General features: G+C 72.8%; 30 protein-coding genes. 18 read left to right on the top strand and 12 right to left on the bottom strand.

What is annotated here, in order from left to right; translation table 11 throughout:
• Window positions 1–3: 3 nt before the first annotated feature.
• Window positions 4–198, bottom strand: coding sequence for a DUF397 domain-containing protein (locus tag QP089_RS03715; protein WP_285909815.1), 195 nt, complete (start codon window positions 196–198; stop codon window positions 4–6).
• Window positions 195–1,007 carry a helix-turn-helix domain-containing protein gene (locus QP089_RS03710; RefSeq protein WP_285909814.1) on the bottom strand — a complete coding sequence of 271 codons (813 nt, stop codon included), beginning with the start codon at window positions 1,005–1,007 and terminating at the stop codon, window positions 195–197. Before QP089_RS03710 ends, QP089_RS03715 begins: the two co-directional genes overlap by 4 nt.
• 73 nt (window positions 1,008–1,080) lie before the next feature.
• Between QP089_RS03710 and QP089_RS03705 the strand changes: the two genes are divergently transcribed.
• On the top strand, window positions 1,081–1,530 hold the full coding sequence (locus QP089_RS03705; protein ID WP_285909813.1) for an ATP-binding protein: 450 nt from the start codon (window positions 1,081–1,083) through the stop codon (window positions 1,528–1,530).
• A gap of 7 nt (window positions 1,531–1,537) precedes the next feature.
• Here QP089_RS03705 and QP089_RS03700 read toward each other — a convergent pair whose 3' ends face one another.
• The 3 genes from QP089_RS03700 to QP089_RS03690 are packed head-to-tail and all read right to left on the bottom strand — an operon-like array spanning window position 1,538 to window position 3,073.
• Window positions 1,538–1,927 (bottom strand): PPOX class F420-dependent oxidoreductase, encoded by a 390-nt coding sequence (locus QP089_RS03700; protein WP_285909812.1) that lies wholly within the window; start codon window positions 1,925–1,927, stop codon window positions 1,538–1,540.
• Complete coding sequence (locus tag QP089_RS03695) at window positions 1,924–2,391, bottom strand: erythromycin esterase family protein (protein ID WP_285909811.1); 468 nt, start codon at window positions 2,389–2,391, stop codon at window positions 1,924–1,926. The genes QP089_RS03700 and QP089_RS03695 overlap by 4 nt, the downstream gene beginning before the upstream one ends.
• Before the next feature lie 37 nt (window positions 2,392–2,428).
• On the bottom strand, window positions 2,429–3,073 hold the full coding sequence (locus QP089_RS03690) for a CatB-related O-acetyltransferase (protein WP_285909810.1): 645 nt from the start codon (window positions 3,071–3,073) through the stop codon (window positions 2,429–2,431).
• 132 nt (window positions 3,074–3,205) lie between these two features.
• Between QP089_RS03690 and QP089_RS03685 the strand changes: the two genes are divergently transcribed.
• Complete coding sequence (locus QP089_RS03685) at window positions 3,206–3,838, top strand: TetR/AcrR family transcriptional regulator (RefSeq protein WP_285909809.1); 633 nt, start codon at window positions 3,206–3,208, stop codon at window positions 3,836–3,838.
• A gap of 5 nt (window positions 3,839–3,843) precedes the next feature.
• On the opposite strand, the gene QP089_RS03680 is transcribed toward QP089_RS03685, so the two are convergent.
• Window positions 3,844–4,536, bottom strand: a complete 693-nt coding sequence (locus tag QP089_RS03680) for an SDR family oxidoreductase (protein ID WP_285909808.1) — start codon at window positions 4,534–4,536, stop codon at window positions 3,844–3,846.
• Between the two features lie 56 nt (window positions 4,537–4,592).
• Between QP089_RS03680 and QP089_RS03675 the strand changes: the two genes are divergently transcribed.
• On the top strand, window positions 4,593–5,003 hold the full coding sequence (locus QP089_RS03675) for a MerR family transcriptional regulator (protein WP_285909807.1): 411 nt from the start codon (window positions 4,593–4,595) through the stop codon (window positions 5,001–5,003).
• Between the two features lie 32 nt (window positions 5,004–5,035).
• On the top strand, window positions 5,036–5,674 hold the full coding sequence (locus tag QP089_RS03670; protein ID WP_285909806.1) for a nucleotidyltransferase domain-containing protein: 639 nt from the start codon (window positions 5,036–5,038) through the stop codon (window positions 5,672–5,674).
• Here QP089_RS03670 and QP089_RS03665 read toward each other — a convergent pair.
• The 3 genes from QP089_RS03665 to QP089_RS03655 all read right to left on the bottom strand — a co-directional run bounded on the left by QP089_RS03665 (window position 5,640) and on the right by QP089_RS03655 (window position 7,769).
• On the bottom strand, window positions 5,640–6,194 hold the full coding sequence (locus tag QP089_RS03665) for a DUF6624 domain-containing protein (protein WP_285909805.1): 555 nt from the start codon (window positions 6,192–6,194) through the stop codon (window positions 5,640–5,642). The genes QP089_RS03670 and QP089_RS03665 overlap by 35 nt on opposite strands.
• Window positions 6,195–6,274: 80 nt before the next feature.
• The gene (locus QP089_RS03660; RefSeq protein WP_285909804.1) at window positions 6,275–6,964 is read right to left on the bottom strand and encodes a hypothetical protein; all 690 of its coding nucleotides are present in this window, start codon (window positions 6,962–6,964) and stop codon (window positions 6,275–6,277) included.
• A 19-nt stretch (window positions 6,965–6,983) separates the two neighbouring features.
• Window positions 6,984–7,769 (bottom strand): SDR family NAD(P)-dependent oxidoreductase, encoded by a 786-nt coding sequence (locus QP089_RS03655; protein WP_285909803.1) that lies wholly within the window; start codon window positions 7,767–7,769, stop codon window positions 6,984–6,986.
• Window positions 7,770–7,871: 102 nt separating this feature from the next.
• Here QP089_RS03655 and QP089_RS03650 point away from each other — a divergent pair, with 102 nt between their 5' ends.
• The 9 genes from QP089_RS03650 (at window position 7,872) to QP089_RS03610 (ending at window position 19,417) form a co-directional block, all read left to right on the top strand.
• The gene (locus tag QP089_RS03650; protein WP_285909802.1) at window positions 7,872–8,447 is read left to right on the top strand and encodes a TetR/AcrR family transcriptional regulator; all 576 of its coding nucleotides are present in this window, start codon (window positions 7,872–7,874) and stop codon (window positions 8,445–8,447) included.
• A gap of 67 nt (window positions 8,448–8,514) precedes the next feature.
• Window positions 8,515–9,507, top strand: coding sequence for an NAD-dependent epimerase/dehydratase family protein (locus QP089_RS03645; RefSeq protein WP_285909801.1), 993 nt, complete (start codon window positions 8,515–8,517; stop codon window positions 9,505–9,507).
• A gap of 49 nt (window positions 9,508–9,556) precedes the next feature.
• The gene (locus QP089_RS03640; RefSeq protein ID WP_285909800.1) at window positions 9,557–11,185 is read left to right on the top strand and encodes an alkaline phosphatase D family protein; all 1,629 of its coding nucleotides are present in this window, start codon (window positions 9,557–9,559) and stop codon (window positions 11,183–11,185) included.
• Window positions 11,186–11,453: 268 nt separating this feature from the next.
• Window positions 11,454–12,914: a sigma-70 family RNA polymerase sigma factor gene (locus QP089_RS03635; RefSeq protein WP_285909799.1), complete on the top strand. Its 1,461-nt coding sequence runs from the start codon at window positions 11,454–11,456 to the stop codon at window positions 12,912–12,914.
• Window positions 12,915–13,155: 241 nt separating this feature from the next.
• Window positions 13,156–14,637 (top strand): NYN domain-containing protein, encoded by a 1,482-nt coding sequence (locus QP089_RS03630; RefSeq protein WP_285909798.1) that lies wholly within the window; start codon window positions 13,156–13,158, stop codon window positions 14,635–14,637.
• 105 nt (window positions 14,638–14,742) lie between these two features.
• Window positions 14,743–15,384: a tetratricopeptide repeat protein gene (locus tag QP089_RS03625; RefSeq protein ID WP_285909797.1), complete on the top strand. Its 642-nt coding sequence runs from the start codon at window positions 14,743–14,745 to the stop codon at window positions 15,382–15,384.
• Between the two features lie 65 nt (window positions 15,385–15,449).
• Complete coding sequence (locus tag QP089_RS03620) at window positions 15,450–16,271, top strand: PaaX family transcriptional regulator (RefSeq protein WP_285909796.1); 822 nt, start codon at window positions 15,450–15,452, stop codon at window positions 16,269–16,271.
• Between the two features lie 123 nt (window positions 16,272–16,394).
• Window positions 16,395–17,795, top strand: coding sequence for an alpha/beta hydrolase (locus tag QP089_RS03615; RefSeq protein ID WP_285909795.1), 1,401 nt, complete (start codon window positions 16,395–16,397; stop codon window positions 17,793–17,795).
• Window positions 17,796–17,827: 32 nt separating this feature from the next.
• Entirely contained in the window at window positions 17,828–19,417 is a 1,590-nt protein-coding gene (locus QP089_RS03610; protein ID WP_285909794.1) for an MFS transporter, read from the top strand.
• Between the two features lie 6 nt (window positions 19,418–19,423).
• On the opposite strand, the gene QP089_RS03605 is transcribed toward QP089_RS03610, so the two are convergent.
• Window positions 19,424–19,939 carry a lipase family protein gene (locus QP089_RS03605; protein ID WP_285909793.1) on the bottom strand — a complete coding sequence of 172 codons (516 nt, stop codon included), beginning with the start codon at window positions 19,937–19,939 and terminating at the stop codon, window positions 19,424–19,426.
• A gap of 70 nt (window positions 19,940–20,009) precedes the next feature.
• On the opposite strand from QP089_RS03605, the gene pyrE reads away from it, so the two are divergent.
• On the top strand, window positions 20,010–20,549 hold the full coding sequence (gene pyrE / locus QP089_RS03600; RefSeq protein WP_285909792.1) for an orotate phosphoribosyltransferase: 540 nt from the start codon (window positions 20,010–20,012) through the stop codon (window positions 20,547–20,549).
• 10 nt (window positions 20,550–20,559) lie between these two features.
• Here the strand turns inward: pyrE and QP089_RS03595 are convergent, their stop codons facing one another.
• Both QP089_RS03595 and QP089_RS03590 read right to left on the bottom strand, forming a co-directional pair.
• Entirely contained in the window at window positions 20,560–20,979 is a 420-nt protein-coding gene (locus QP089_RS03595; RefSeq protein WP_285909791.1) for a hypothetical protein, read from the bottom strand.
• Window positions 20,980–21,030: 51 nt separating this feature from the next.
• On the bottom strand, window positions 21,031–21,759 hold the full coding sequence (locus QP089_RS03590; RefSeq protein WP_285909790.1) for a DedA family protein: 729 nt from the start codon (window positions 21,757–21,759) through the stop codon (window positions 21,031–21,033).
• A 188-nt stretch (window positions 21,760–21,947) separates the two neighbouring features.
• Between QP089_RS03590 and fbaA the strand changes: the two genes are divergently transcribed.
• The 4 genes from fbaA to QP089_RS03570 all read left to right on the top strand — a co-directional run bounded on the left by fbaA (window position 21,948) and on the right by QP089_RS03570 (window position 25,009).
• Window positions 21,948–22,970, top strand: a complete 1,023-nt coding sequence (fbaA, locus tag QP089_RS03585; protein WP_285909789.1) for a class II fructose-bisphosphate aldolase — start codon at window positions 21,948–21,950, stop codon at window positions 22,968–22,970.
• A gap of 229 nt (window positions 22,971–23,199) precedes the next feature.
• The gene (locus QP089_RS03580; protein ID WP_285909787.1) at window positions 23,200–23,649 is read left to right on the top strand and encodes a winged helix-turn-helix transcriptional regulator; all 450 of its coding nucleotides are present in this window, start codon (window positions 23,200–23,202) and stop codon (window positions 23,647–23,649) included.
• An 81-nt stretch (window positions 23,650–23,730) separates the two neighbouring features.
• The gene (locus tag QP089_RS03575) at window positions 23,731–24,261 is read left to right on the top strand and encodes a GNAT family N-acetyltransferase (protein ID WP_285909785.1); all 531 of its coding nucleotides are present in this window, start codon (window positions 23,731–23,733) and stop codon (window positions 24,259–24,261) included.
• Between the two features lie 31 nt (window positions 24,262–24,292).
• Window positions 24,293–25,009, top strand: a complete 717-nt coding sequence (locus QP089_RS03570) for a hypothetical protein (RefSeq protein WP_285909783.1) — start codon at window positions 24,293–24,295, stop codon at window positions 25,007–25,009.
• Window positions 25,010–25,012: the final 3 nt, after the last annotated feature.

The raw sequence follows: 25,012 nt of genomic DNA, 5'->3' as shown, positions 1-25,012 counted from the left end.
CGGTCAGACGAGGTCGAGGACGCCGGAGCGGATGCGGGCGAGGAGGGCGGCGAAGGCTGCACGCTCCACGGTGACATGGCCGCCGTCCGCGTCCTTGCTGTCCCGCACCCCCACGCCGTCCGCAAGAGTGGCCAACTCGACGCACTCGGTCGCTCCGTGTGTCCCACTACTGCGGCTGGATTTGCGCCACTGAGTCATTTCAACGACTCCAATGCTCGTCGGATGACATCCCTGGTCTGCGTACGGTTCAATGCGTCCGCCCCGATGCGATCGAGTCGCAGCGCAAGTTGACCGACCTCTCTCGGGCCTCGTATCAGCTTTCCACCCAGCGGCGCCTCAGTGAAGCCGATCAACTCGCTTCCGACCGTCATGATCTTCATGGGCCCGACGAGGCCGTGGTGAAAACCCAGGTCACGAGGGACGATCTGCACGATGATGTGGTGCAGTTCCGAGAGTTCCAAGAGGCGCTCCAACTGCTTGGACATCACCTCCCGCCCTCCGACGGCCCGGTCTATCACGTCCTCGTCTATCAGCATGGACAGGTGCGGGGGGTTCGCCGAGAACAGGCGCTCCTGCCTGGCCATCCGCATGGCGACGGCGCCCTCCACGTCATCGACAATGCCCTCCAGCACGAACAGCGCTCGGGCGTACTCCGGTGTCTGAAGCAGTCCCGGAATGAACGATCGCTCGTACAGCCGGATCTTGGACGATCGGGCGTCGTAGTGCAGGTGCTGCTTCTGCCAGCGCGCGTCGTGAACGATCTCGGCGTGGAAGGCGAGCCATTCCAGTAGGCCGCCGGTCTCGTAGAGGGCGTCCAGCTTCTGGATCTGGTCTTCGTCGGGGCGGAGCAGGCCGGATTCCCAATGAGAGACAGTCTGCCGCGCGGCGCTGACCACCCGACCGACGGCAGCGCACGACAGGCCGTGCTTCGTCCGGAGAACATGCAGGTAGACGGCGAACAGGTCCCAGAGCGAGGCCGTGGGATCAAGCTCTTCGCGGCGCGTCATCGCCACCCCTCCGAATTCGATCTTGTCTCTCGTTGCTCAGATCCATGGCCACGGTAACGGCGGCCATTCACTCTTGGAGTCGAACGGTGAAAGATTCGCAGAAAGGGTGGGTGATCGGGAAGTGGACGGGTTGGCGGACGCTTTCGAGTGCTGCCTCAAACCGGTTCCGGAGTCGGCGCGGGAGGCGCGGCAGCTCGTCTCGGTGGCGTGGGCGCACTGGGGGCTCGGCGACGACTACATGGCGCGGCTGGTGGTGTCGGAGCTGGTCACGAACGCGATCACCGCGTGCGGGAAGGCCGGTGGCGACCTTGCAATAAAGGTGGTTTTCCGCCTATCCGGAGAATGTCCGGTAATTGAGGTGTGGGACGGGAGTGACGAGCTTCCGGAGATGCGCTATCCGGCGCTCGGCGATCTCGGAGGGCGCGGGCTGCCGCTGGTGGCGTGCCTTTCCGGGGGATGGACGGTGGAGAAAAGGCCCGGAAAGGGGAAGATCGTGCGGGTCGAGCTGGGCGGGGCCGCGTGACCGGCCGTCACACGGCGCGGCTCGTGCGGGGTCCCTCCAGCCCCCAGGTGACGATCTTGGTCGGGGTGATCTTGATGGTCTCTCGGGATAGGCCGGGCCGGGGCGGGTCCTGGTCGGTCAGCGCCACCGCGGTGCCTCGGATCTCGATGCCCCGGGGCGCCCACGGGTCGACCGTCGCCAGGTCGTCCACGACGAAGGCGACCGTGCTGCCCCGCTGGACGTTCCGGAACTTCTTGGACGCGCCCAGCGCGCCGCCGCCGATGACGATCGTGCCGGTGTCGGCGTCGACGAAGAAGTTGGTCGGGTTGTTCTGCACCTGCCCGTCGGGCGCGACGGTGGCCAGCCGTCCGATGTGCTGCGTGGCCAGGTAGTCGAGCTCCGCCTGGGTGAAGATCATGCGCGTACGCCTTCCAGGTCGCCGGCCACGGTGGAGGCCGGGGTGTCGATGATGCCGGCGAAACGCACCGGTGACTGGGCCGTGCGGTTGTGCCGGCGAATCCAGCGCAGGGGCTCTTCGAGTCCGATGGGGATCGCCGCGGCGAGGTGGGCCGACAGGTCGTCGTCCGCGCCCTCGCCCCGGGCCCAGGCGTCGAGGGGGAACCCTTCGCTGAAGCCGTACTCGAAGGCCAGGACGGTGAAACCGCAGCGCTCGGCCAGGAACCACAGGATGCGCCGCCGCAACTGCGCGAACTCGTGGACGAAGTGGGAGTGCTCGCCGATCGCGACGACGCATGCGCCGCGGATGATGCCGCGCAACGGCTCCAGGTCGTCGAGCGGCGCGTCGGGGTCGAGGTGGGTGAGCGGGACGGCATGGGAGTGCAGCCAGTCGGCGAACGAGTCGCCGTGGGAAGGAACGGGCATGGTGGCGGCTCGTTTCTCGGTGCGGGGACGCCGGCGCTCAGGGCCGAGGGGCCGCGGCCTCCAGCTCGTCGATGGCGCCGGACATGATCGTGCGGATGTGCTCGGTGAGGTGCGGGAGCGGCCAGTCCCACCAGGCCAGAGCCAGGAGGCGGTCGATGTCCTCGTCGGGGTAGCGACGGCGCAGGAGCCGGGCCGGGTTGCCGCCGGCGATGCCGTAGTCGGGGACGTCGTCGACGACGACGGAGCCGAAGGCGATGATCGCGCCGTGGCCGATGCGGACGCCGGGCATCACCAGGGTCCGGTAGCCGAGCCAGACGTCGTGGCCGACCACGGTGTCGCCGCGTCCGGGCAGGCCGGTGATGAGGTCGAAGTGCTCGGCCCAGGAACCGCCCATGATCGGGAACGGGAACGTCGACGGGCCGTCCATGCGGTGGTTGGCGCCGTTCATGATGAACCGCACGCCCTCGCCCAGCGCGCAGAACCTCCCGATGACCAGCTTCTCCGGCCCGTAGTGGTACAGCACGTTGCGGGTCTCGAAGGCGGTCGGGTCGTCCGGGTCGTCGTAGTAGGAGAACTCGCCGACCTCGATCAGCGGCGAGGTGACGAGCGGCTTCAGCAGCACCACCCGCGGCTGGCCGGGCATCGGATGCACCACGGTCGGGTCGGCGGGGACGGGCGGCATCGGGATCGCTTCCTCCTGGGGAGTCGTCTGCCGCCGCGCCGTCGGCGATGATCGCCTCCGTCACTATTGCGACAACTGATGCATTAAGATGCTGCCATAACCGCCGTCCCCTGAGCAAACGGATGACCAGCGATGACGTCCGACGCCCCCGCCGACGAGCCGCCGCCGACCCGGCGCCGACCCGGCGGCCGCAGCGCCCGTGTCCGCAGGCAGGTGCTCGACGCGGTTCTCGCGGAGCTCGGAGAGCACGGTTACGACGGGCTCACCGTGGAACTCGTCGCCGCCCGGGCCGGTGTGCACCGCGCGACGGTGTACCGGCGCTGGGGCGACGTCGGCGGACTGCTCGCCGACGTCCTCGACGCGGCGGGCGGCGACGACTGGCGGCCGCCGGACACCGGCTCGCTGGAAGGCGACCTGGCGGCGCTGAACCACGAGATCCAGGACGCGCTGACCGCGGAGCCGCCGGTCGTGGCGGCCCTGATCGCCGCCTCGTTCCGCTCCGAGCAGGCCGACCGCGCCCAGCGGCGGCTCTGGGACGACCGGTACGCCCGCTGCGAGGCGATCGTCGACCGGGCCGTCCGGCGCGGTGAGCTCCCGCCGCGCACCGACGCCCGGCGGCTGCTCGTCACCGCGACCGCGCCGCTGTACCACCAGCTCGTGCTGCTCCGCACGCCGCCCGACCCGGACCTGCCCGGTCACGCGGCCAGGACCGCCGCCCTGGCCGCGTCCGCCGGCGCCTTCGCCCCGCCTTCGGCGGCCGGCTGACGGGATCACACCGGCTGGCCGATCGGGCGGATCGTGACGGTGTTGACGTCCACGCCGGGCGGCTGCCCAATGGCCCAGACGATCGACTCGGCAACCTGGCCGGCAGTAAGGGTGCGGCCTTCGGGCGGGCCGCCGAGGTCGTCCCAGAACGCGGTCTCGACGCGTCCCGGGGCGATCAGCGTGACGCCGACGCCGTCGGCCGTCACGGCGCGGCGGGTGTTCTCGGCGAGGCCGGTCAGCGCCCATTTCGTCGCGCCGTAGAGGTTGCCGGGGCTGTGGATGAAGCCCGCGACGCTGCCGACCAGGACGATCCGGCCGCGCGTCGCCTTCAGGGCGTCGACCGAGGACCGGATGAGCACGGCCGGGCCGAGGACGTTGGTCAGCACCATGTCCCGCCACCGGGCCGGGTCGCCGTCGACGACGCTGTCGGGGGTGGCGAAGCCCGCGTTGGCGACGACCGCGTCGAGCCGTCCGAACCTCTCGACGGTGGCGTCCACCGCGGAGCGCATGGCTTCGGGATCGGCGGCGTCCGCGGCGATGGTCAGGAGCATCTCGGGGTTGCCGCAGCCTTTGGCGAAACGGTCGAGACGGTCGCGGTCGCGTCCGGTGACGGCGACGCGGTGGCCGCGCTCCAGCAGCAGGCGGGCCGCGGCGGCGCCGATCCCGCGGGAGCCGCCCGTGATCAGTGTGACGTTCATGGGCGCGGACGCTAGGTCCTAGAGTCCGCTCTAGGGCAAGCGCCTAGGCTCGACGCATGTCCCTCAGCATCGGCCAGGTCGCCGAGCGCACCGGCCTCAGCGTGCACACCCTGCGCTTCTACGAGAAGGAGGGCCTGTTCGCCATGCCGGTGCGCCGCGTCGGCGGGCAGCGGGTCTACGGCGAGACCGAACTGGAGTGGCTGCACCTGTGCACGCGGCTCCGGGCGTCCGGCATGCCCCTGGACATGATCCGCGAGTACGCGGCGCTGGTGCGGCAGGGGACGTCGACCGTGGAGGCGCGCCTGTCCCTGCTGCGCGACCACCGCAAACGCGTGACCGACCAGATCGAGGAACTGAACCACTGCCTCGATCTGATCTCCCACAAGGTGGCCATCTACGAGAAGCACCTCGCGGGCGAGGGCGACGACCCTCTGTGGCCCGCCTCCAGCGAGGTCGCGGGGCATTAACGGGTCCCCTGCGGCGGGCTACGGTGTGCGGCGTGGGCGAGAGCGACCGTGCCGTCTTGGCCGCCGGGGTGCGCGGCGCGCTGGAGAGGTGCTGCCCGGGCTCGGATGCGCGGTTGAGGGGGTCGCTGGCGGCGGGCACCGCCGACGACTTCAGCGACATCGACATCGCGTGGGTGGTGCCGGACGCGCGGTTCCCGGACTGCCTGGCCCACCTGGCGGAGGTGCTCGAAGAGGTCCAGCCGGTGGACGACGTCCGCAGCGACCCGGACTTCCATCACTCCGACCGCCGCCGCCTGCTGTTCGTCCGCTTCGCGGGGGTGCCGCTGTTCTGGCGGCTCGACCTGGACGTCCGTACCGCGTCGGTCGCGGACGACCCGGACTACGACGCGGGAAACCCGGCGGCACGGGCCCGTGCGGACGAGTGGTCAAGGCCGGCCAGCGCGCTGGCCAATGCCGTCGGCGCGGTCAAGGCGGTGGCCCGCAAGCGGGACGCGGAGGCGCGCGGCCTGCTGGACCGCGGGTTCGCCCGGATCGGCGAGGACGACCGCGCCACCGGCGCGTGGGCGAGCGACGTGACCCGGCTGGCCCAGGCCGCCGCGTCGCGCGACTCCTCCCTGTCGGCCCTGGCCGCCCAGGTCACCGCACTCGCGGCCCGGCACCTCGGCTCCTGACCGCGAGGGGTGAGTTGTAGAGGAGGCGGCGCATTTCGGCGTCGTACTCGGCCATGGACGGCAGGCCCGCCTCGGCGCGGCGGTCGTCCACGCCGTCGGGCTCCTCGATGGGCTGCGGGCCGAACCCCGCCGCGGTCATTCCGTACTGGGTGCCGTACCGCTGGGGCCGGCCGGCGTTGATCCGGACGCGGTCCTCCAGGTAGGCGAGGTCCTTGGGATCGGCGTCGCCGCGCTCGACCGCCTCCAGCAGCGCCCCCAGGAAACGGCGTTGGGCCTGCCGCCGCCGGTCGGCGTGCTGGGCGAGCAGCCAGGCCGCGTGGGCCGCCTCCGTTCCGACCAGCGAGATCCCCGGCCACCCGCGCCGCCGGACGACGCGATCGAGCCAGGCGGCGTTCCTGCCGTCGACCCAGAGAAAGCGCAGGGCTCTGAAGGGAGAGAGGGAGGTCCGCGGGGTCGACTCACGGACTCTCTGGTCGCGGGCGGCCCGGCGCAACAGATCCGCTTGCAGTCTCCGATCCACCACCCCACTATCGCCCCGGCCGGACGCCGGGCCCGCGGGCCACATCCGGACGGTGCAGGCCGGGCGGGGAACGGCGATGGTCAGGCGTTGAGCCAGTTGCCCGGGAACTCGGCGCGGAAGCGGTCGAGGGTCTCGGGGTCGCGGGCGCGGACGCAGAGCACGTCGCCTCCGCCGTCGGCGACGAGGACGCCCGGCGCGACGTAGAAGGTCTGGTACTCCGCCGGGAAGGGCAGGAGGGTGAGGCGGCGGGCGAGCTCGTCGTCCTCGCCCGCGCGCAGGTCGCGGAAGTCGCACAGCTCCTCGGGGCCCTGTGCGGACTCCGACAGGACGATGTCCAGGACGGCCACCGAGAAGCGGTCGAGCCACGGCTCCCAGAGTTCGAGGTACTTGTCGGCCAGGTCTTCCCACACGTGGACGGGCGGGTCCTCTTGATCGAGGTCGTCCAGGAGGACGCCCCAGCGCGCCGCCCCCTGGTTCTCCTCCCGGAAGATCACCGCGCCGTGCTCGACGGTCAGCTCGTCCGGGCTCAGCAGCGTGTGGAAATTGCTGTGCAGGTCGGGGCGGCGGCCGAGCAGTGCGTAGGCCTCGCGGACGGCGGCGGGCAGCCGGAGGCCGAGGCGCTGCCCGGCCTCGGCCAGCTCGGCTTCGGGGGCGCCGTCGTCCGCGCCGAGGGGCGTGCCCCAGCTTTCGGCGAACCCCCTCAGGTAGGTCCAGATGGCGGCCCGGTCGTGGAGTGCCGGCGGCAGGTCGCGGACGATGTCGAAGCCCACACTTCGACGTTATCCCTCTTCAGGCGGTTTTGACCGCGCCGCCGTCGATGAGGTGGTCGGTGCCGGTGGTGCTCGCGGCGAGCGGCGAGGCCAGGTAGGCGATCAGCGCGGCGACCTCGGCGGGCTCGACGAAGCGGCCGGTGAGCATGCCGATCCGCTCGGGGACCATGTCGATGAGCTGCTGCTGCTCCACGCCCAGGGTCGCGGCCAGCTCGGCGCCGTAGCCGTCCGGGGACTCCCACATCGCGGTGCGGGTGGCGCCCGGCGACACCGTGTTGACGCGGACGCCCTGCGGCCCGAACTCCGCGGCGAGGGCCTTGCCGAACGCGGTCAGCGCCGCCTTCGCGGTGGTGTACGGGACGGGACCGACGTGCGGGGTCCGGGCGCCGTTGGACGAGACGTTGACGACCGCGCCCGAGCGCTCCAGCAGGCTCGGCAGCGCGGCGCGCGTGGTGCGGACTGCGGCGAAGAGGTTCAGCTCGTACGTGCCCTGCCAGGCGGCGTCGTCGAAGGTCAGGAAGCCGCCCGCCATGCCGTCGCCGTCCCCGCCGCCGACGTTGTTGACGAGCACGTCGATGCCGCCGAGCTCGTCGAGGGCGGTCTCGATCAGGCGGGACGGGGCGTCCGGGCGGGACAGGTCGGCCGCGACGGCGATCGCGCCGGTCTCCTTCAGGCCGGGGGTGACGGTGCGGGACGCCGCGACGACGCGCATCCCCTCGGCGGTCAGCGCCTCGACGGTGGCGAGGCCGATGCCCTTGCTCGCTCCGGTCACCACGGCGGTCTTGCCGGTCAGTCGCAGGTCCATGAGAACTCCTTCGTGCATCACTGATGATGCGTTCAAGCTAATAGATGCGACAGAGATGTTGCAAGTAGGTGGATACCTGGAACTTTGCTGTACTGTTTCGGGGTGAGCAGAGCGTTGCGCGCGGACGCGGAACGGACCGTCCGGACGATCCTGGAGGCGGCCGAGCGGGTGCTGTCCGCCGATCCGGCGGCCACGATGGAGCAGATCGCGGAGGCGGCCGGCGTCGCCCGCACGACCGTGCACCGGCGGTTCGCGACCCGGGACGCGCTGGTCGACGCGCTCGCCTCCTGGGCCACCCGGCGGTTCGCCGAGGCCGTGGACGCGGCGCCGGTCGAGAGCGCGCCGCCGCTGGTGGCGCTGTACCAGGTCACCGCGAGCGTCCTGGAGGTCAAGATCGGCTGGGGGTTCGGGATGACCCGGGCCTCCGCCTCGTCCGATCCCGAGATCGCGCGGGTGCACGCCGACGTCGAGGCCAGGTGCGAGCGGCTCTTCCGGCGGGCCCGGGAGGCGGGCGCGCTGCGCGCGGACGCCGACCTGGCGTGGGCGCGGCGCGTCTACTACGCGCTGATCCACGAGGCCAGCAGCAGGGACGACGGCAAGGAGCCGGGCGTCCTGGCGACGCAGGTCATGGACACGCTGCTGCGGGGCTTCGCCGCGCATCCCGAGCGGGGCGTGTGATCCAGGTGATTCCGCCGAGAGCGTGCACGGCTGCCGTACTGAACGTACAGAACGTACAGTCCACGCCATGAGACTTCTGATGCTGGGCGGCACGGAATTCGTCGGGCGCGCGGCGGCCGAGGAGGCGCTGGCCCGCGGCTGGGAAGTGACCGTCTTCCACCGCGGCCGCCACGAGCCTCCGGACGGCGCGACCGCCCTCCACGGCGACCGCACCACGCAGGACGGCCTCAAGGCGCTCGTCCAGGGGGAATGGGACGCGGTCATCGACACCTGGTCGGCCGCGCCGACCGTGGTCCGCGACGCCGCCCGGCTGCTGAAAGGACGGGCCGGCCACTACGCCTACATCTCCAGCAGGTCCGTGCACCCGTTCCCGACGCCCGCCGGAGCCGACGAGAACGCCGCCGTCGTAGAGGGCTCCATGGACGACGGCGACGTCCCCTATGCGGAGGCCAAACGCGGTGGCGAACTTGCGGCGCTCGACGCGTTCGGCGACAGCGCGCTCCTCGTGCGCGCAGGTCTCATACTCGGCCGCTACGAGAACATCGGGCGCCTGCCATGGTGGCTCAACCGGATCGCGCGCGGCGGGCGCGTCCTGGCACCCGGCCCACGCGACCTGGGAATCCAGTACATCGACGTCCGCGACCTCGCCATCTGGACGCTGGACGCCATCGAGCGGAAGCTGAACGGCCCCTACAACCTGATCAGTCCGCAGGACCACACGACGATGGGCAACCTGCTGGCGGCATGCACAAGCGCGACGGGCTCGGACGCGGAATTCGTATGGGCATCCCCCGAGGAGATCCTCGAAGCGGGCATCGAGCCGTGGATGGAGCTTCCCATCTGGATTTCGCCCGGCGAGGCCCACGGCACCATGCACCAGGGGAATGTCGACAAGGCGCTCGACACCGGCCTGCGCTGCCGTCCCGTGGAGGAGACGGTGGAGGACACCTGGAAATGGCTGCGCTCCATAGGCGGAACCGCGCCGCAGCGACCCGACCGTCCCACGGTCGGGCTGGCGCCGGAAAAGGAGGCGGCGTTCCTGGAGGCCAAGGCACACTGACCGCACCGGGGTGGACGCGAACCGCCGGGTTCCGCTAGAGAGACGTTCTATGACCGCTTTGGCACTCGGCCCCCATCTCCGGCACGTGAGCGCCCGCACCGCGACGATCTGGGTGGAGACCGACCACCCGTGCGAAGTCCGCGTGGTCAACGCCGACCACGGGCTGGACGCGGGCGCCCGCACGTTCACCGCGCACGGCCACCACTACGCGATCGTGGACGTCGACGGCCTGGAACCCGGCGCGCGCATCCCCTACGAAGTGGTCATCGACGGCGAGACGGTCTGGCCGGAACCGGGATCGGACCACCCGGCCAGCCTGATCCGGACGCTCGACCCCGACGGGACGCTGCGCATCGCGTTCGGGTCGTGCCGCCGCTCCCCCGGCACCCCCGACCAGTTCGGGCACGACGCGCTCGCCGCGTTCGCGCACCGGCTGCGCACCGGCGGCGACGCCGTGAGCTGGCCGGACGTCCTGCTGATGGTCGGCGACCAGGTGTACGCCGACGAGCTGACCGACGAGATGCGCGAGTTCATCAACAGCCGGCGCGCCAAGGACGAGCCGCCCGTCGACGAGGCCGCCGACTTCGAGGACTACACCCACCTGTACAAGCTGGCCTGGCGCGACGAGCCGACCGTCCGCTGGCTGCTGTCCACCGTCCCCATCTTCACGATCTTCGACGACCACGACATCCGCGACGACTGGAACACCTCCTACACCTGGCGGCAGCAGATGTGGGCGCAGCCGTGGTGGCGGACCCGGATCACCGCCGGGATCGGCTCGTACTGGATCTACCAGCACCTCGGGAACATGGCGCCGCAGGAACGCGCGTCCGACCCGCTCTTGGCGGCCGTGCGCGCGGCGTCCGAGGGCGGCGGCGACGCGGGCAAGGTGCTGGACGAGTTCGCCGAGCGCGCCGACAAGGAACCCGACAGCATGCGGTGGAGCTACGCGCACGACTGGGGCGGCACCCGGCTGATCGTCGTCGACAGCCGCTGCTCCCGGCTGCTGACGCCCGACCGGCGCGGAATGCTGGACGACGGGGAGTTCCGCTGGCTGGACGAGCAGTGCCAGGGCGGCGTGGACCACCTGCTCATCGCCAGCTCGCTGCCCTACCTGCTGCCCCGCACGGTCCACCACGCCGAGTCGTGGAACGAGGCCGTCGCGGGCGGCGCGTGGGGGCGGCGCGCCGCCGTGGTCGGGGAGAAGATCCGGCAGGCCGCCGACCTGGAGCACTGGGCGGCGTTCGAGCGCTCGTTCCGCGAGGTGGCGGAGGACGTGGTCGCGGTCGCGAAGGGAGAGCGAGGTCCCGCGCCGGCCAGCATCTCCTTTCTCTCCGGTGACGTCCACTACTCCTACCTCTCCCGTGTCACCGCCCCCGACACGACGTCGGACATCGCGCAGATCGTCTGCTCGCCGCTGCGCAACCCGCTGATCGGCACCTTCCGCAGGGCCAACCGCATCGCGTCGCTGCGCGGCGTCAGCGGACCGTTCCGCGCGCTGGCGAAGCTGGCGAAGGTGCCCGCGCCGCCGCTCCGGTGGCGGATGACCGACGGCCCCTGGTTCGACAACGCCATCGCAACCGTCGAGCTCAACGGCAGGAACTGCACCGTCCAGTGGGAGACGCCGCACGCCGAGACCGCCCTCACCGAACTCGGCCGCGCCTCCATCACGCGCTGAGCGCACCGGCGTCCCCTCCCGCCGCTGCACGGAGCGGGGTGCACCCGTTCAGCCCCCTCGCCGGAACGGGCGCACCCCGGGCGGGCGGCTGGGGAACCGGCCCACGCCCCTCCAACGCCGCACCGGGCCGTCCATGACGCGGATCCGCGAAATCGAACGTGTCGAGTGACGCCGTGCGCGACAATGAGTGGTCAAGGCGTCACAACGAGCTAGCATCGATGTGGCGAAGAGCCCGCCAAGGACGGCGCGTCTCGGTGAGGAGGCCACGGTGGAGGAGCCCGCCACGACCGGTGCCGGCGACGCGACGCTCATCTCCCGGATCCGGGACGGCGACGTGTCGGCGTACGCGACGCTCTACGAACGGCACGTCGACGCGGCGCGCCGCCTCGCCCGCCACCTGACCGGCGGCGCCGACGCGATGGCCGCCGAGGACGCCGTGCAGGACGCGTTCACCAAGGTCCTCGGCATGCTGCGGCGCGGCGGCGGCCCCGACACCGGGTTCCGCCCCTACCTGCTCACCGCCGTGCGCCGATCGGTGTACGACCGGCAGCGCGCGGACCGCCGCGTCCACCGCACCGACCGGATCGAGGAGTTCGACGAGGGCGCCCCGTTCGAGGACCCGGCCGTCGCCGAGCTGGAGCGCTCGATGATCGTCCGGGCGTACCGGTCGCTGCCGGAGCGCTGGCAGGAGGTGCTCTGGCACACCGAGGTGGAGGGCGCGAAGCCGTCGGAGGTCGCGCCGCTGCTCGGCCTCACCGCCAACGGCGCGGCGGCGCTGGCCTACCGGGCCCGCGAGGGGCTCCGGCAGGCGTACCTGCAGATGCACCTCGACGCGCTGCCGGACGCGCGCCGCGAGTGCCGCCCGGCGCTGGAGCGGCTCGGCCCGTACGTGCGCGGCGGCCTGGCCGGGCGCGAGGCCCGCCGGGTCCGCCGGCACCTGGACGGCTGCGCCGACTGCAAGACGCTGTACGCCGAGCTCGCCGAGGTGAACGCGGCGCTGCGCGAGGCCCTCGGCCCGCTGGTGCTCGGCACCGCCGCCGGGATGGCGCTGGCGTCCAAGGGCGGCCTGTTCATGTGGCTGCGCCATCTGCCGAAACGGCAGCAGCAGGCGCTCGCCGGCGGAAGCGCGGTGGCGGTCGCGGCCGCGGTGGCCGCCGCGATGATGCTGGTGGCCGGCAAGGAGCCGCTCGAACCGGCGCACGACCCGCCCTCCGCCGTCCAGGCCGGTCCGCGGCCGCCGGCCGCCAAGCCGCCGGCGGAACCGCCCGCGCAGCCGCCCGCACCGCCTCCCGCGCCGCCCCCGGCCGTGCCGCCGCCGGTGCCGGTGAAGCCCGTGGCCGACCGGCCCGCGCCGCCGCCGAAGCCGCGCGTCCCGGCGAAACCGGTCCGCAGGCCGCCGAAGAAGCATCCGCACCCGCGTCCGCCCGCGCCCCACGTGCACAAGCCGCCGCAGGTCCCGTTCGTCCATGTCGCGGTCGCGGCCGCCGGGCAGGACGCCGGGGTGCACGTCCGGGTCGGCCGCGAGGTCCGGGTCGACGTCGGCAACGGGGTCCGCGTCGACGCCGGCGGCGGGGCCCGCGTCGAGGTCGGCGGGACCGGCGGCGGCGTCCGCGTGGACGCCGGCGCGGGGCCGCCCGCCGGCATCCCGCCGCAGGTGATGGCGCCGTTCCTGGCGGACGGGCGGCCCCATGGGCGGTTGAAGACACGGTCGCGGTCGCCCTACGGCTGAACCGGCGACCTGCTCTTCCCGTAAAGATCATGGGGAAGGGCGGGGCGGGGCGGCAGCGGCTGGTAGCGTCCGCCGCGGTTCCCAGTTCGTCGTTACTGGGGAGTCGCGAACCGGCGGTATGCCATGAAAGAGTGCGAATCGCCGTATTGGCCTACGGGGCTGACGGGCTTCACTACGCTATAGGCGCCCGAGGTCACTACGCCGGCCTGTGAGCTCCCGTGTAGAGGAAGGGCGGTGTCGCATGGATCGCTGCGCGCTGTTCGTAGACGCCGGCTACCTGCTGGCCGACGGCGCCATGGCGGTGCACGGCACCCGCCATCGCGAGACCGTCTCGTGGGACTTCGGCGGGCTGCTGCAACTGCTGAGCAACCTGGCGCGCGAGCGCACCGGCATGCCCCTGCTGCGCTGCTACTGGTACGAGGCGACCGTCGAGGGGCGCCGCGCCCCCGAGCACGACGCGCTCGCCGACCTGCCCGGCCTCAAGCTGCGGCTCGGGCGCATCCGGCCCGGCCGCCGCGAGGGCGTCGACACCGAGATCCACCGCGACCTGATGACCCTGGCCCGCAACGGCGCGCTCGCCGACGCCGTCGTCGTCAGCGGCGACGAGGACCTCGCCCAGGTCGTCGCCGACGCCCAGGACCTCGGCCTGCGCGTCACCGTCGTGCACGTCGCCGTCGACGGCAACTGGACGATCTCCCGGGTGCTGCGGCAGGAGTGCGACGACCTCATCGAGATCGGCGCCGGCCACCTGCGCCCCTACGTCAACCTGCTCACCGGCCTCGACACCGGTTCGGGCTCCTCCAGCACCGGGACGCACGCGCTCGGCGCGGGCCCGCTGTCCAACGGGCACGCCTCCAACGGGCGCGGCACCGGCACCGGCGCGCCGCTCGGCCCGCTCCAGACCACCTCGCACCACGGCCCGCCGCCCTCGTCCCCGATCGGCGGGCAGCCGCCGCTGAGCCCCGCCGGGTCCGGGCTCGGCTCGTCGGGCTCCGGCTCCTCCGGCTCGGGCATGTCGGGCTCTGGCATGTCCGGCTCGGGGATGTCGGGCTCGTACGGCGGCGGAGGCGGTGGCGGAGGCACCGGGGTGCCCACCGGCCCGCTGCCCCTGCCCGGCGGTGGCGGCGGTTACGGCTCGTCGTCCTCGCTCGGTTCGTCGTCGTCCTCGTCCTCGTTCGGCTCGTCGTCCTCGATGAACTCCGGCGGGATGCCGCTGCCGTCCTCGCCGCTCCAGGCCCCGCCGTCGGGCGGGTCCTCCTCGGCGCAGGCGCCCGCACCGGCGCCGGCCACCGGCCAGCCGCCGCTGTCCGGCCCGCAGTACACCTCGTCCTCGCCGGTGCCCTCCCCGTCGCCGCCGCCCCCGCCGCAGACGCTGCCGTCCCAGTCGTCCGGGCCGTCGCCGCTGCCGGAGAGCCGCCCGCACGGCCCCTACACCGGCCCGCAGCAGATCGCGCCCGTCCCGGCGCAGCAGAACACCCCGACGCTCGCGGACGCGGTGAAGGCCGCCCACCAGGAGGGCCAGGACTTCGGCGAGTCCGTCGCCCGGGACGCGCCCGCGCTGTGGCTGGAGGCCGTCCTCGCCCGCAAGCCGCGCATGCCGTCCGACCTGGAGGCCCGGCTGCTGCAGGGCTCGTCCCTGCCCATCGACTTCCTGCTGCACGACGAGGTGCGGCACGCGCTGCGCCGCGGGTTCTGGGACGCCCTCGAACGCTCCCGCAGGTGACCGCCCCGCCCGCGCCGGGCGGCCGCGGACCGCTTACGGGCGGGTAATGCACGATCATCATCGATTCGCCCGCTTCGGCCGGCCGCCGGCGGGTAGCGTTGAAGCGTGACGCATGTGACGGAAGACGATCTCGACGACCTGGAGTTCGACACCCTGCGCACCGGCGATCACATCTCGGCGGCCAAGCGGCTGTCCGAGCTGGCCGAGTCGGTGACGGGCGGGGTGTCGCGCGCCAACGTGCTGCTGCGCGCCGGCGAGCAGTGGCAGCACGCCGGCGACCACGCCAAGGCCGCCGACGCCTACCGCAAGGCCCTGGAGGACGGCGGCGAGGTGTACGGCGACCCGCGCGCCTACCTGGCCGACGCCCTGTTCGAGCTGGGCCGGGCCGAGGAGGCCCGCAGGCTCGTCGAGCAGATCCGCGCCGACCGGCCGCGCGACCCGGAGGTGTACCGCACCGTCGCCGAGGTGCTCTACGCGCAGGGCGACGCGTCCGGCGCGCACGAGTGGGCCACCAGCGGTGCCGACGTGGTGCTCGCGCTGCGCGACCGCGCCGTCGGCACCGGCATCGGCGACCCCGAAGAGCCGCCCGCCTCCGACGACGAGTCCCTCACCCCCGGCCCCGACGACGTCGCCCTGGCCGAGGACAGCCTCGAGGCGCTCCTGCGCCTGCGCTACCGCGCCCGCATCGACCTCGGACGCAAGGAGGACGACTACGACGCCCTCCTGGACGACCTGCTCAAGAACTGACGGCCCGGAAGCAGAGCCGCCGGCGGGCGCGACAGGCGCTTCCGGCGGCCCCTTACGCTGTGGGGATGCCTGAATCCGCCGCCGCCGAGGCGCGCACGCAGCCGGTGATGCTCACGTTCTTCGGCGCGCACGTGCTGGGCCGGCCCGTCGCGGTGTCCGCGGGCAGCGTCATCGCGGTGCTCGACCGGGTGGGGATCGGGGAGCACGCGGTCCGGACGTCGCTGAACCGGATGGTCAAGCGGGGGCTCCTGGAGCGGCACCGGCAGGGCCGCAAGATGTACTTCGCGCTGACCGCGCACGCCGCCGGGGTGCTGGAGGACGGCCGCGAGCGGATCTGGCGCACGGGCGTGGTGAACCGGCACTGGGACGGCCGGTGGACGCTGGTCGGGTTCTCGCTGCCGGAGGACTGGCGGCGCGAGCGGCACGACCTGCGGTCCCGGCTGATCTGGGCGGGTTTCGGCCCCCTGCAGAACGGCCTGTGGGTGGCGCCCGGCCTGGTCGACGTCGCCGGCGCGGTGGCGGGGCTGGGTCTGGAGGCGCACATCCGGGTCTTCGGCGGCAGCGTGCTGGCGCCGACGGAGGTGCGCGACGTGCTGGAGCAGGCCTTCGACGTGTCCACGATGGGCGCGCGCTACCAGGCGTTCCTGGACCGCTGGGACGTCCCGGACGCCGCGTCCGGGCTGCCCGACGACCTCGCCCGGCAGCTCGTCCTGCACAGCGACTGGCTGGAGCTGGTGCGCCGGGACCCGCACCTGCCGGTGGAGCACCTGCCCGCGGACTGGCCCGCGATGCGGGCCGAGTCGGTGTTCCGGGACCTCGCCGGGAAGTGGGCGGGGCCGGCCGCGGCGGAGGCGGCCCGGATCCTGGACACCCTCCCGCTCGGCTGAAACCGCTGGTGATCGGCCCGGGGTCCGGTCCGCGCCGATGTTCGTCACATTATTGACAGCCGTCAAGATTCGGACGTACATTCGCGGCGACCGTCCGGCACGCTCCCCCCGTCAGGAGCCCTCATGTCCCTGCTTCGCCCCGGCGGCCGTCTCGGCCGGCTCTCCGTCGCCGGTGCCGCCCTCGCCCTCGTTCCCGCCGCCGTCGCCCCTGCGGCCGCCGCGTCCACCACCGCGTCCACCGCCACGCCGTCCGCACCGGCGGACGGCACCACCTCGCACTCCGGAAAGCTCGCCGACGGCGCCACCTGGACCGCCGAGGTGCCCGCCCGCTGGAACGGCACGCTCCTGCTGTTCAGCCACGGCTTCGGCCCGCTCGTCGCGCAGGACGCGCCGAGGCCCGGCGCCCGGACCGCCCTGCTCGCCGAGGGCTACGCCCTGGCGGGCTCCTCCTACGACCCGAACGGCTCGATGTGGGCGCTGAAGTCGGCCGAGCGCGACCAGTTCGCGACGATCGACGCCTTCCGCGCCGCCGCCGGACGGCCCCGCCAGGTCATCTCGGTCGGCCAGTCCATGGGCGGGCTGATCAACGCGCAGATCGCCCGCGACGGCGCCGGACGCGTCGACGGCGCGCTCGGCCTGTGCGGGCTCGTCGCGGGCGGCGTCGACCTGGACAACTACCAGCTCGACGCCGAATACGCGATCTCCGCGCTGCTCGACCCGGGTGACCGGAACAAGCTCGTCGGCTTCTCCGACACCGCCGAAGCGGCGGCCCTCGGCGCCAAGCTCACCGACGCGGTCACCAAGGCGCAGGCCACCCCGCAGGGCCGGGCGCGCATCGCGCTCGCCGCCGCCTACCTCAACCTCGCCGACTGGGCCCCGGACCAGCAGCCGCCCGCCAGGAACGACTACGCGGGCCAGGAGAAGCAGCAGTACGCCTGGTTCGCGCAGGGCCTGCTGTCGTTCCTGACGACCGCGCGGTACCAGGTCGAACTGTCGGCCGGCGGCAACACCTCCTGGAACCGGGGCGTGGACTACGCCGCGCTGCTGCGCCGGTCTTCGCACGCCAAGCAGGTCGGCGCGCTGTACCGGTCCGCCGGGCTGAACCTCGGGACCGACCTGGCCCGGCTCACCAAGGGCGCCGACGTCACCGCCGACCCGGTCGCCGTCCGGTCGCTGCGGCGGACCTCCACCGCGGGCCAGGGCCTCGGCGTCCCGCTGCTGGACGTGCACACCACGTCCGACCAGCTCGTCCCGGTCGAGCAGGAGAGCGCGTTCGCCGCGCGGGTCCGGGCGTCCGGTGACGGGGCGCTGCTGCGGCAGGCGTACGTCGCCCGGCAGAGCCACTGCAACTTCACCACGGCGGAGACCGTCGCGGCCGTCCACGCCGTCCAGCGCCGGGCCGACACCGGCCGCTGGACCGGGACGTCCGCCGCCGGGCTCCAGCGCAGCGCCCTCGCCCTCGGCCTGGACGGCGCCGCCTTCGTCCGCTACCGGCCCGGCGTCCTGGTCGGCGCGCGCCGCTGACTCCCGCACCACCCACCCCTACAGGAGTTCACGTGTCCACCACCGCGGAGACCCCGCCCCGCTCCACGCCGGCGCCCGGCTCGGCCCTGGCGCGCGGCACGCTGATCGCCGGCTGCGTCGCGGTCTGCCTGGCGCAGATCGGCATCGCGATCCCGGCGACCCTCAACGGCCTGTTCCAGAAGGACCTGCATCCCGTCGGCTCCCAGCTCACCTGGATCTCCGACGCGTTCCTGCTGCCGGTCGCCGTGCTGGAGCTGACCTTCGGCGTGCTCGGCGACCTGTTCGGCCGCAAGCGGCTGCTCATCGGCGGCGCCGCGCTGATGGCGGTCGGCGAGCTGGTCAGCACCACCAGCTCCGGCGTCCACCAGCTGTGGGCCGGGCAGGCGCTGGCCGGCCTCGGCGCCGCCGCGCTGTTCCCGACCTCGCTGGCGATGCTCGCCGCCGGGACGAGCGGCACCACCCAGCGGGCCCGGGTCATCGCGCTGTGGGCGGCGTCCCTGTCCACCGGCGGGTTCCTGGCCCCGCTGCTCGGCGGCATCACCGCGACCTACGGCTCGTGGCGCTGGTCGTTCATCGTCGTCACGGTCGCCGCCGTGGCCAGCGCCGCGATCAGCACCGTGCTCGCGCGCGACTCCCGCGCGCCGCAGGGCCGCTCCCTCGACCCGGCCGGGCAGGTCACCATCGGCCTCGGCCTGTTCGCGCTGCTCTTCGCGATCATCCAGGGCCCCGAGGACGGCTGGGGGTCCACGCCCGTCGTCGGCGGGTTCGTGCTGGCCGCGGTGTTCCTGGTCGCGTTCGTGTTCGCCGAGCGGCGCGTCCGCTCGCCGCTGCTGCGGCTCGACCTGTTCGCCAACCGGGCCTTCGCCGTCGCCTCGATCGTCGCGGTCGTCGGCATGTTCAGCTTCCTCGGCACCGCCTACTCGGTCAGCATCCGGCTCGGCCCGGCGCAGGACCAGCCGCCCATGCACACCGCGATGGCGTTCCTGCTGCTCAACGGCCTCGCGCTCGTGCTGCTGCCGGTCACCGAACGGCTCCTGCACCGGGTCCCGCCCGGCCTGCTCACCGGCGGCGGGCTCATCCTGATCGCCGCCGGCGACTTCTGGACGGCGACGCTGCCGATCGGTGACCGCGCCATGACCTCGCTGATCCTGCCGCTCGGGCTCGTCGGCATCGGCTTCGCCGTCACCGTCTCCTCGATCACCGCGACCGCCGTCAACACCGTCCCGCACCACCTGGAGGGCATGGCCAGCGCGACCACCAACCTGCTGCGCGACTTCGGCTTCACCCTCGGCCCCGCCGTGATCGGCGCCGTGGCGCTGAGCCGCGCGAGCAGCGGGTTCACCGACTCGCTGAACGCCTCGTCCCTGCCCGCCGGCCTCAAGCACGCCGCCACGGAAGTACTGCGCGAAGGCGGGCCGCTCGGCATCAACAGCGCGTCGTCGGCCGCTCCGCCGCTCAAGCCCGTCCACTCGCTGGCGCTGGACGCCGTGGGCCACGGCTACTCGATCGGCTTCGTGGTCTGCGGGGCCGCCGCACTGGCGTCCGCCCTGCTCACCCTGGCGACGCTGCGCGGGTCGAAGCGCGCCATGTCCGCCGAGCCCGAGGTGGACGCCGCGGCCTGACGGCCCCTACAGGGTCGCTATCAGCTCGCTGAGCGCCTGCGCGGCGGCCGTCGGCGGCTCGTGCTCGATGACGGACCAGCCGCGCAGGCGCGCCGCCCGGACCGTCTCGTCGCGGCCCGGGAACGCGGCCCGGTCCGCGTGGGTGCGCAGGTAGCCGCAGGGCGCCTCCGGCCAGTCCGGGGGCGCCGCGGGCGTGTCGTGGTCGTGCGGGCCGGGCGGGCGCGGCAGGTCGGCGTCCACGAACACGTACCCGCCGACCGGACGGTGCGCGGCGCGCTGCGCCAGCGCGATCGCCGGCACCAGCGGACCGGCCGCGCCGTGCGCCGCCAGCACCAGCGGCACCGCCGGCCCCGCCGCCGAGACGATCAGCGAGACGCGGGCGACGTAGCGGGCTCCGGCGCCGTCCGGGACGTCCGGCGCGATCACGTCCATCCCGTAGGAGCGCAGCATCTCCGGCATGTCGCCCCAGGACGCGGCGGCCGCGCCCGGCGCGTGCAGCAGCACCACGGATCCCGGCGTCATGGCCCCCCTTCCCGCGGCCACCGTACATGGCGGCTGCGGGGCCCCGGCGCCGGATGAATAGGGTTCTCTCGTGAGCGATCGTGATGAGCTGCTGCGACAGATCAAGGACAAGGCCGTCGTGCACGGGGACTTCACGCTGTCCTCGGGCAAGAAGGCGTCCTGGTACGTGGACCTGCGCCGGGTCACCCTGGACGGCGCCGTGGCGCCCCTGGTCGGGCGGGTGATGCTGGACGAGACCGCCGACCTGGACTACGACGCCGTCGGCGGCCTCACCCTCGGCGCCGACCCCGTCGCCACCGCGATGCTGCACGCCGCCGCCGCGCGCGGCAGCCGGCTGGACGCGTTCGTCGTCCGCAAGGCCGGCAAGGCGCACGGGCTGCAGCGCCGCATCGAGGGCCCGGACGTGGCGGGCCGCCGCGTCCTCGCCGTCGAGGACACCTCCACCACCGGCGGGTCCGTGCTCACCGCCGTCGAGGCGCTGCGCGAGGCGGGCGCCGAGGTCGTGGCCGTCGCGACGATCCTGGAGCGCGGCGCCGCCGCCCGGATCGCCGAGGAGGGCCTCACCTACCGGCACCCCTACGACGTCGCCGACCTCGGCCTGTCGTCCTAGCCGGGCCCGCTCAGCTCTTCGGACGCACGTACCAGGTGGCGCGCTGCCCCTGCGGCTTCGGCGGCTGCACCTTGCCGTAGATCGTCACCTGCAGCGCGCCGCCGTTGGTCGCGACGACGTCGAGGGTCGTCTGGTCGAACTGGAGGGTGTCGCCGGTGTTCAGCACGCCGCTGCGCACCACCGTGCCGGTGTCGGGCACCCGGACGACCACCTTCGTGGGCTGGCCGGTCACCTCGATGAGCAGGGGGACGTTCGCGGCGGAGGTCGTCGCGGTGGGGGACGCGTCGGGGGCGGACGAGGTCTGGCCGCTGGGGGACGCCGCCGTCGAGGGAGGTTCCTTGTCGGGCGAGCCGGACACCGCGTTCACCAGTGCGATGCCGCCGACGACGAGAAGCGCTAAGGCGAAGACCACGGCGATGGCCGCGATCACGATGCGCGCGAGACCTATAGGGTCCGACCGATGACGTCCCACATGGGGAGGTTAGCGATAACTGTCACTGCTGAGCGACGGACGTGACTCTTCACGCTCATTCTTATTCGGACCGTTGCCACCGCCGCGGCGTCCCTTCATGATCTCCCGCACGATCGGGATCACCGACAGGACCAGGATCACGGCGACGCCCGGCAGGATGTACTTCTCGACGTCGGGCACCTCCGAGCCGAGGAAGTGGCCGAGCAGGAACAGCGCGTCCGTCCAGACGATCCCGCCGATGACGTTCCAGACGAAGAACCTGCGGGCGTCCATGCCGAGCATCCCGGCGAGCGGGTTCAGGAACGTCCGGACGATCGGGATGAACCGGGCCAGCAGCACCGCGCGGGCCGGGCCGAACCGGTTGAAGTAGTACTCCGCCTTGTCGACCCACTCCCGCCGGAACAGCCTGGAGTCGGGCCGGTCGAACAGGCGGCGGCCGTAGCGGGCGCCGAGGAAGTGCCCCAGCTGCGCGCCCGCGATCGCCGCCAGCGGCCCGCCGACCAGCAGCCAGGGCAGCGACAGCGACTGGAACTCCTGGCCGTTGACGGTCGAGACCGCCGTGAGGATCCCCGCCGTGAACAGCAGCGAGTCGCCCGGCAGGATGCAGCCGATCAGCAGTCCGGTCTCCGCGAAGATGATGGCCAGCACGCCGATCGTCGCGAACGTGCCGAACAGCTGCAGCCACGCGGTCGGGTGCAGCCACTCGGTGATGTCAAGGGGAATCGTCGTGAGATCCACACCGCGAGCGTACCTTTCCACCGCCCGCGATTAGGCGGAACGCGGGCCCCGAAGAGATACTGAGCACGGACGGCATGCCAGACCGGAGACCGTGTGACCCGGGCCGCTCACCTGGGTAGACGGTCGTTCGTGGTGCTACCGCCCGGCCGGATGCCCGGCGGCACCCTGCGTATGAAAGGACGCTGACAATGCCCATCGCAACGCCCGAGGTCTACGCGGAGATGCTCGACCGTGCGAAGCGCGACGGCTTCGCCTTCCCCGCCATCAACGTGACGTCGAGCCAGACGCTGAACGCGGCGCTGCGCGGCTTCGCCGAGGCGGAGAGCGACGGGATCGTGCAGGTCTCCACCGGGGGCGCCGAGTACCTGTCCGGCTCCACCGTCAAGGACATGGTCGTCGGCGCCAGCGCCCTGGCCGAGTACGCGCGGGTCGTCGCCGCCAAGTACCCGGTGAACATCGCGCTGCACACCGACCACTGCCCGAAGGACAAGCTGGACGGCTTCATGCGCCCGCTGGTCAAGATCTCGCAGGAGCGGGTGGCGCGCGGCGAGGAGCCGCTGTTCCAGTCGCACATGTGGGACGGCTCCGCCGTCGAGCTGCACGAGAACCTCGACATCGCCGCCGGGCTCCTCGAGGAGTGCGCGAAGGCGCGCATCATCATGGAGATGGAGATCGGCGTCGTCGGCGGCGAGGAGGACGGCGTCGCCAACGAGATCAACGAGAAGCTCTACACCACCCCGGGCGACGCGATCGCGACCGCCGAGGCCGTCGGCGTCGGCGAGAAGGGCCGCTACATCCTGGCCGCGACCTTCGGCAACGTCCACGGCGTGTACAAGCCGGGCTCGGTGAAGCTGCGCCCCGAGGTGCTCAAGGAGATCCAGGACGCGGTCGGCGCCAAGTACGGCAAGGACAAGCCGTTCGACCTGGTCTTCCACGGCGGTTCCGGCTCCACGCTGGAGGAGATCCGCGAGGCGGTGTCCTACGGCGTCGTGAAGATGAACATCGACACCGACACCCAGTACGCGTTCACCCGCCCGGTCGCCGACCACATGCTCCGCAACTACGACGGCGTCCTGAAGGTCGACGGCGAGGTCGGCAACAAGAAGCAGTACGACCCGCGCTCGTGGGGCAAGGCGGCCGAGGCCGCGATGGCCGCCCGCATCGTCGAGGCCGCCGAGAACCTGCAGTCGGCGGGCAAGAAGCTGGCTTGACCCAGGGGGGCGACCCCCTGGAACCCCCGTTGCGGTCGGCAGACCGTTTCGCGCTCCGCTGGCGCTCCGCGCGAAACAGCCTGCCGACCGTCGGGCGGGCCCGCTGCGCTCGCTGGCGCTCGCTCCGCGTGCCCGCCCGTGGCTCGGGCTGGGGTCCGGTTTTCCGGGGGGTGTGCGGCCGGGGCTTCGGTTCGCGCGTTTTGTGATGAAACCTCGGTAGTCTCGATGCGTGGCACTGCCCCGCACCTACGAGACGCAGAACTGCTCGATCGCCCGCGCGCTGGAGGTCGTCGGCGATCGCTGGACGCTGCTGGTGATCCGCAGCGCGTTCGAGGGCGTCCGCCGGTTCGACGACTTCCAGGACGTCCTCGGCGTGGCCCGCAACGTCCTCACCGACCGGCTGACCCGGTTGTGCGACGAGGGCGTCATGCGCCGCGTCCCCTACCAGGAGCGCCCCGAGCGGCACGAGTACCGGCTCACCCGCAAGGGCGTCGAGCTCTGGCCGGCGATGATGACCCTGCTGATGTGGGGCGACCGGCACTACGCCCCCGACGGTCCACCGGTGATCGTCGGGCATCGCGGCTGCGACGGCACCCTCACCCCCCGCTTCACCTGCGACTCCTGCGGCGCCGCCCTGGGGCCCACGGACGTCGACCCCCGCCCGGGTCCGGGCGCGTAGCGGGCCTCCCGCCGGATTTCCACCGGCCGTTCACGTCCAATGGGTTGCTTCACGAAACCTGCCTGCGGTCCAATGGGTTTCATGAAGCAACTCAATGTGCGCAACGTCGCCCACATTGCCGGGCCCACGCTGGACGACGTGCGGATCCGGCCCTACGGGGTGACCGACCGCGACCGGCTCGTCCGGATGTCCGGCCGCGTCTCCAAGGCCAGCCTCTACACGCGCTTCTTCTCCGGCACGCCCCGCATCCCCGACCACTACGTCGCCGCCATGGACCGCCTGGACCACTGGGACCGCGAGGCCATGGTCGGCCTGGTCGACGGCGAGATGGTGGGGATCGCGGAGTACGCCCGGGACGTCCGCGCGCCCCGGCACGCGGAGATCGCCGTCCTGGTGGCCGACCCGTGGCAGCGCCGCGGCCTCGGCAGCCGCCTCGTCGGCTACCTCACCCAGCTCGCCGCGCGCCGCGGCATCACCGAGTTCGGCGCCGACGTCATCCTCGACAACCGCGACGCGCTGCTGTTCGTCCGGAACGGATGGCCCGCCGCCCGCTCCCGCACCGAGGAGGGCGCCGCCCGCTTCCACCTCCGCGTCCCCGCACCCCGCCCCTGATCTCCGCCCGGCGGGCCCCATAATGCCGGGCATGGGGAACATGTCCGTCGGGGGAATACTGCGCGGCCGGGTCGGCGCCGGGATCGTGCTGGTGGTGGGGGTCGCGCTGGTGGCCCTCGGGCTCTTCCTCAGCATCCGGATCGCACCGGGCGGCGTTCGCGATCTACATGCGTACCAGGCCGCGCCGCGGTGCGCGGCGGCTCCGTCAGGCGCCGCCGACTGCCGGTGGACGCAGCGGTTCACCGTGGCGGACATCCGGCTGACCAGCAGCCGGGGCGACGTGGACCACGCGTTCCTGACCGACGAGCGCGGGCGCAGGTGGAGGACGGAGTACGCCGACCGCAAGCCCGTCCTCACCGATCTGAAGGAGGGCGACCAGGTCACGGGCACCGTCTGGCGCGGACGGCTCACCGAGATCTCGGCGAACGGCGCCTCCCAGAAGACGCAGGACGCCCCGGCCGACCTGCGCGCCCGGGTCCTCATCCTCGCGCTGATCGTCGTGCCCAGCGGCCTGCTCGTGGCGGTCGCGGGCGGCTGGCGGCTGGCGCGGCGCGCCCCGACGCCCGGCATGGCCGCCACCCTGGGGGTGGCGCTCGGGCTGTTCCTCGCCGGATTGTTCTCACCGATGATCGGCGGCGAGGACTTCTGGACGGTCGCGGCCGTCTGGCTGCCGGTGGCGGCCCTCATGGCCGCCGCCGGGCGCTACCACGTCGTCCGCAAGCGCGCCCCCGAGCCGGCCCCCTCCTAGCCT

It is taken from the genome of Actinomadura opuntiae, assembly GCF_030283205.1.
Lineage (GTDB): Bacteria > Actinomycetota > Actinomycetes > Streptosporangiales > Streptosporangiaceae > Spirillospora.
This window is presented reverse-complemented; position numbering and strand designations above follow the sequence as displayed.

Coding starts and splice junctions, on each gene's coding strand:
- QP089_RS03715 (WP_285909815.1), bottom strand. CDS start 198: ATGACTCAGTGGCGCAAATCCAGCCGCAGTAGTGGGACACACGGAGCG.
- QP089_RS03710 (WP_285909814.1), bottom strand. CDS start 1,007: ATGACGCGCCGCGAAGAGCTTGATCCCACGGCCTCGCTCTGGGACCTG.
- QP089_RS03700 (WP_285909812.1), bottom strand. CDS start 1,927: ATGATCTTCACCCAGGCGGAGCTCGACTACCTGGCCACGCAGCACATC.
- QP089_RS03695 (WP_285909811.1), bottom strand. CDS start 2,391: ATGCCCGTTCCTTCCCACGGCGACTCGTTCGCCGACTGGCTGCACTCC.
- QP089_RS03690 (WP_285909810.1), bottom strand. CDS start 3,073: ATGCCGCCCGTCCCCGCCGACCCGACCGTGGTGCATCCGATGCCCGGC.
- QP089_RS03685 (WP_285909809.1), top strand. CDS start 3,206: ATGACGTCCGACGCCCCCGCCGACGAGCCGCCGCCGACCCGGCGCCGA.
- QP089_RS03680 (WP_285909808.1), bottom strand. CDS start 4,536: ATGAACGTCACACTGATCACGGGCGGCTCCCGCGGGATCGGCGCCGCC.
- QP089_RS03675 (WP_285909807.1), top strand. CDS start 4,593: ATGTCCCTCAGCATCGGCCAGGTCGCCGAGCGCACCGGCCTCAGCGTG.
- QP089_RS03655 (WP_285909803.1), bottom strand. CDS start 7,769: ATGGACCTGCGACTGACCGGCAAGACCGCCGTGGTGACCGGAGCGAGC.
- QP089_RS03645 (WP_285909801.1), top strand. CDS start 8,515: ATGAGACTTCTGATGCTGGGCGGCACGGAATTCGTCGGGCGCGCGGCG.
- QP089_RS03640 (WP_285909800.1), top strand. CDS start 9,557: ATGACCGCTTTGGCACTCGGCCCCCATCTCCGGCACGTGAGCGCCCGC.
- QP089_RS03630 (WP_285909798.1), top strand. CDS start 13,156: ATGGATCGCTGCGCGCTGTTCGTAGACGCCGGCTACCTGCTGGCCGAC.
- QP089_RS03620 (WP_285909796.1), top strand. CDS start 15,450: ATGCCTGAATCCGCCGCCGCCGAGGCGCGCACGCAGCCGGTGATGCTC.
- QP089_RS03615 (WP_285909795.1), top strand. CDS start 16,395: ATGTCCCTGCTTCGCCCCGGCGGCCGTCTCGGCCGGCTCTCCGTCGCC.
- QP089_RS03605 (WP_285909793.1), bottom strand. CDS start 19,939: ATGACGCCGGGATCCGTGGTGCTGCTGCACGCGCCGGGCGCGGCCGCC.
- fbaA (WP_285909789.1), top strand. CDS start 21,948: ATGCCCATCGCAACGCCCGAGGTCTACGCGGAGATGCTCGACCGTGCG.
- QP089_RS03575 (WP_285909785.1), top strand. CDS start 23,731: ATGAAGCAACTCAATGTGCGCAACGTCGCCCACATTGCCGGGCCCACG.
- QP089_RS03570 (WP_285909783.1), top strand. CDS start 24,293: ATGGGGAACATGTCCGTCGGGGGAATACTGCGCGGCCGGGTCGGCGCC.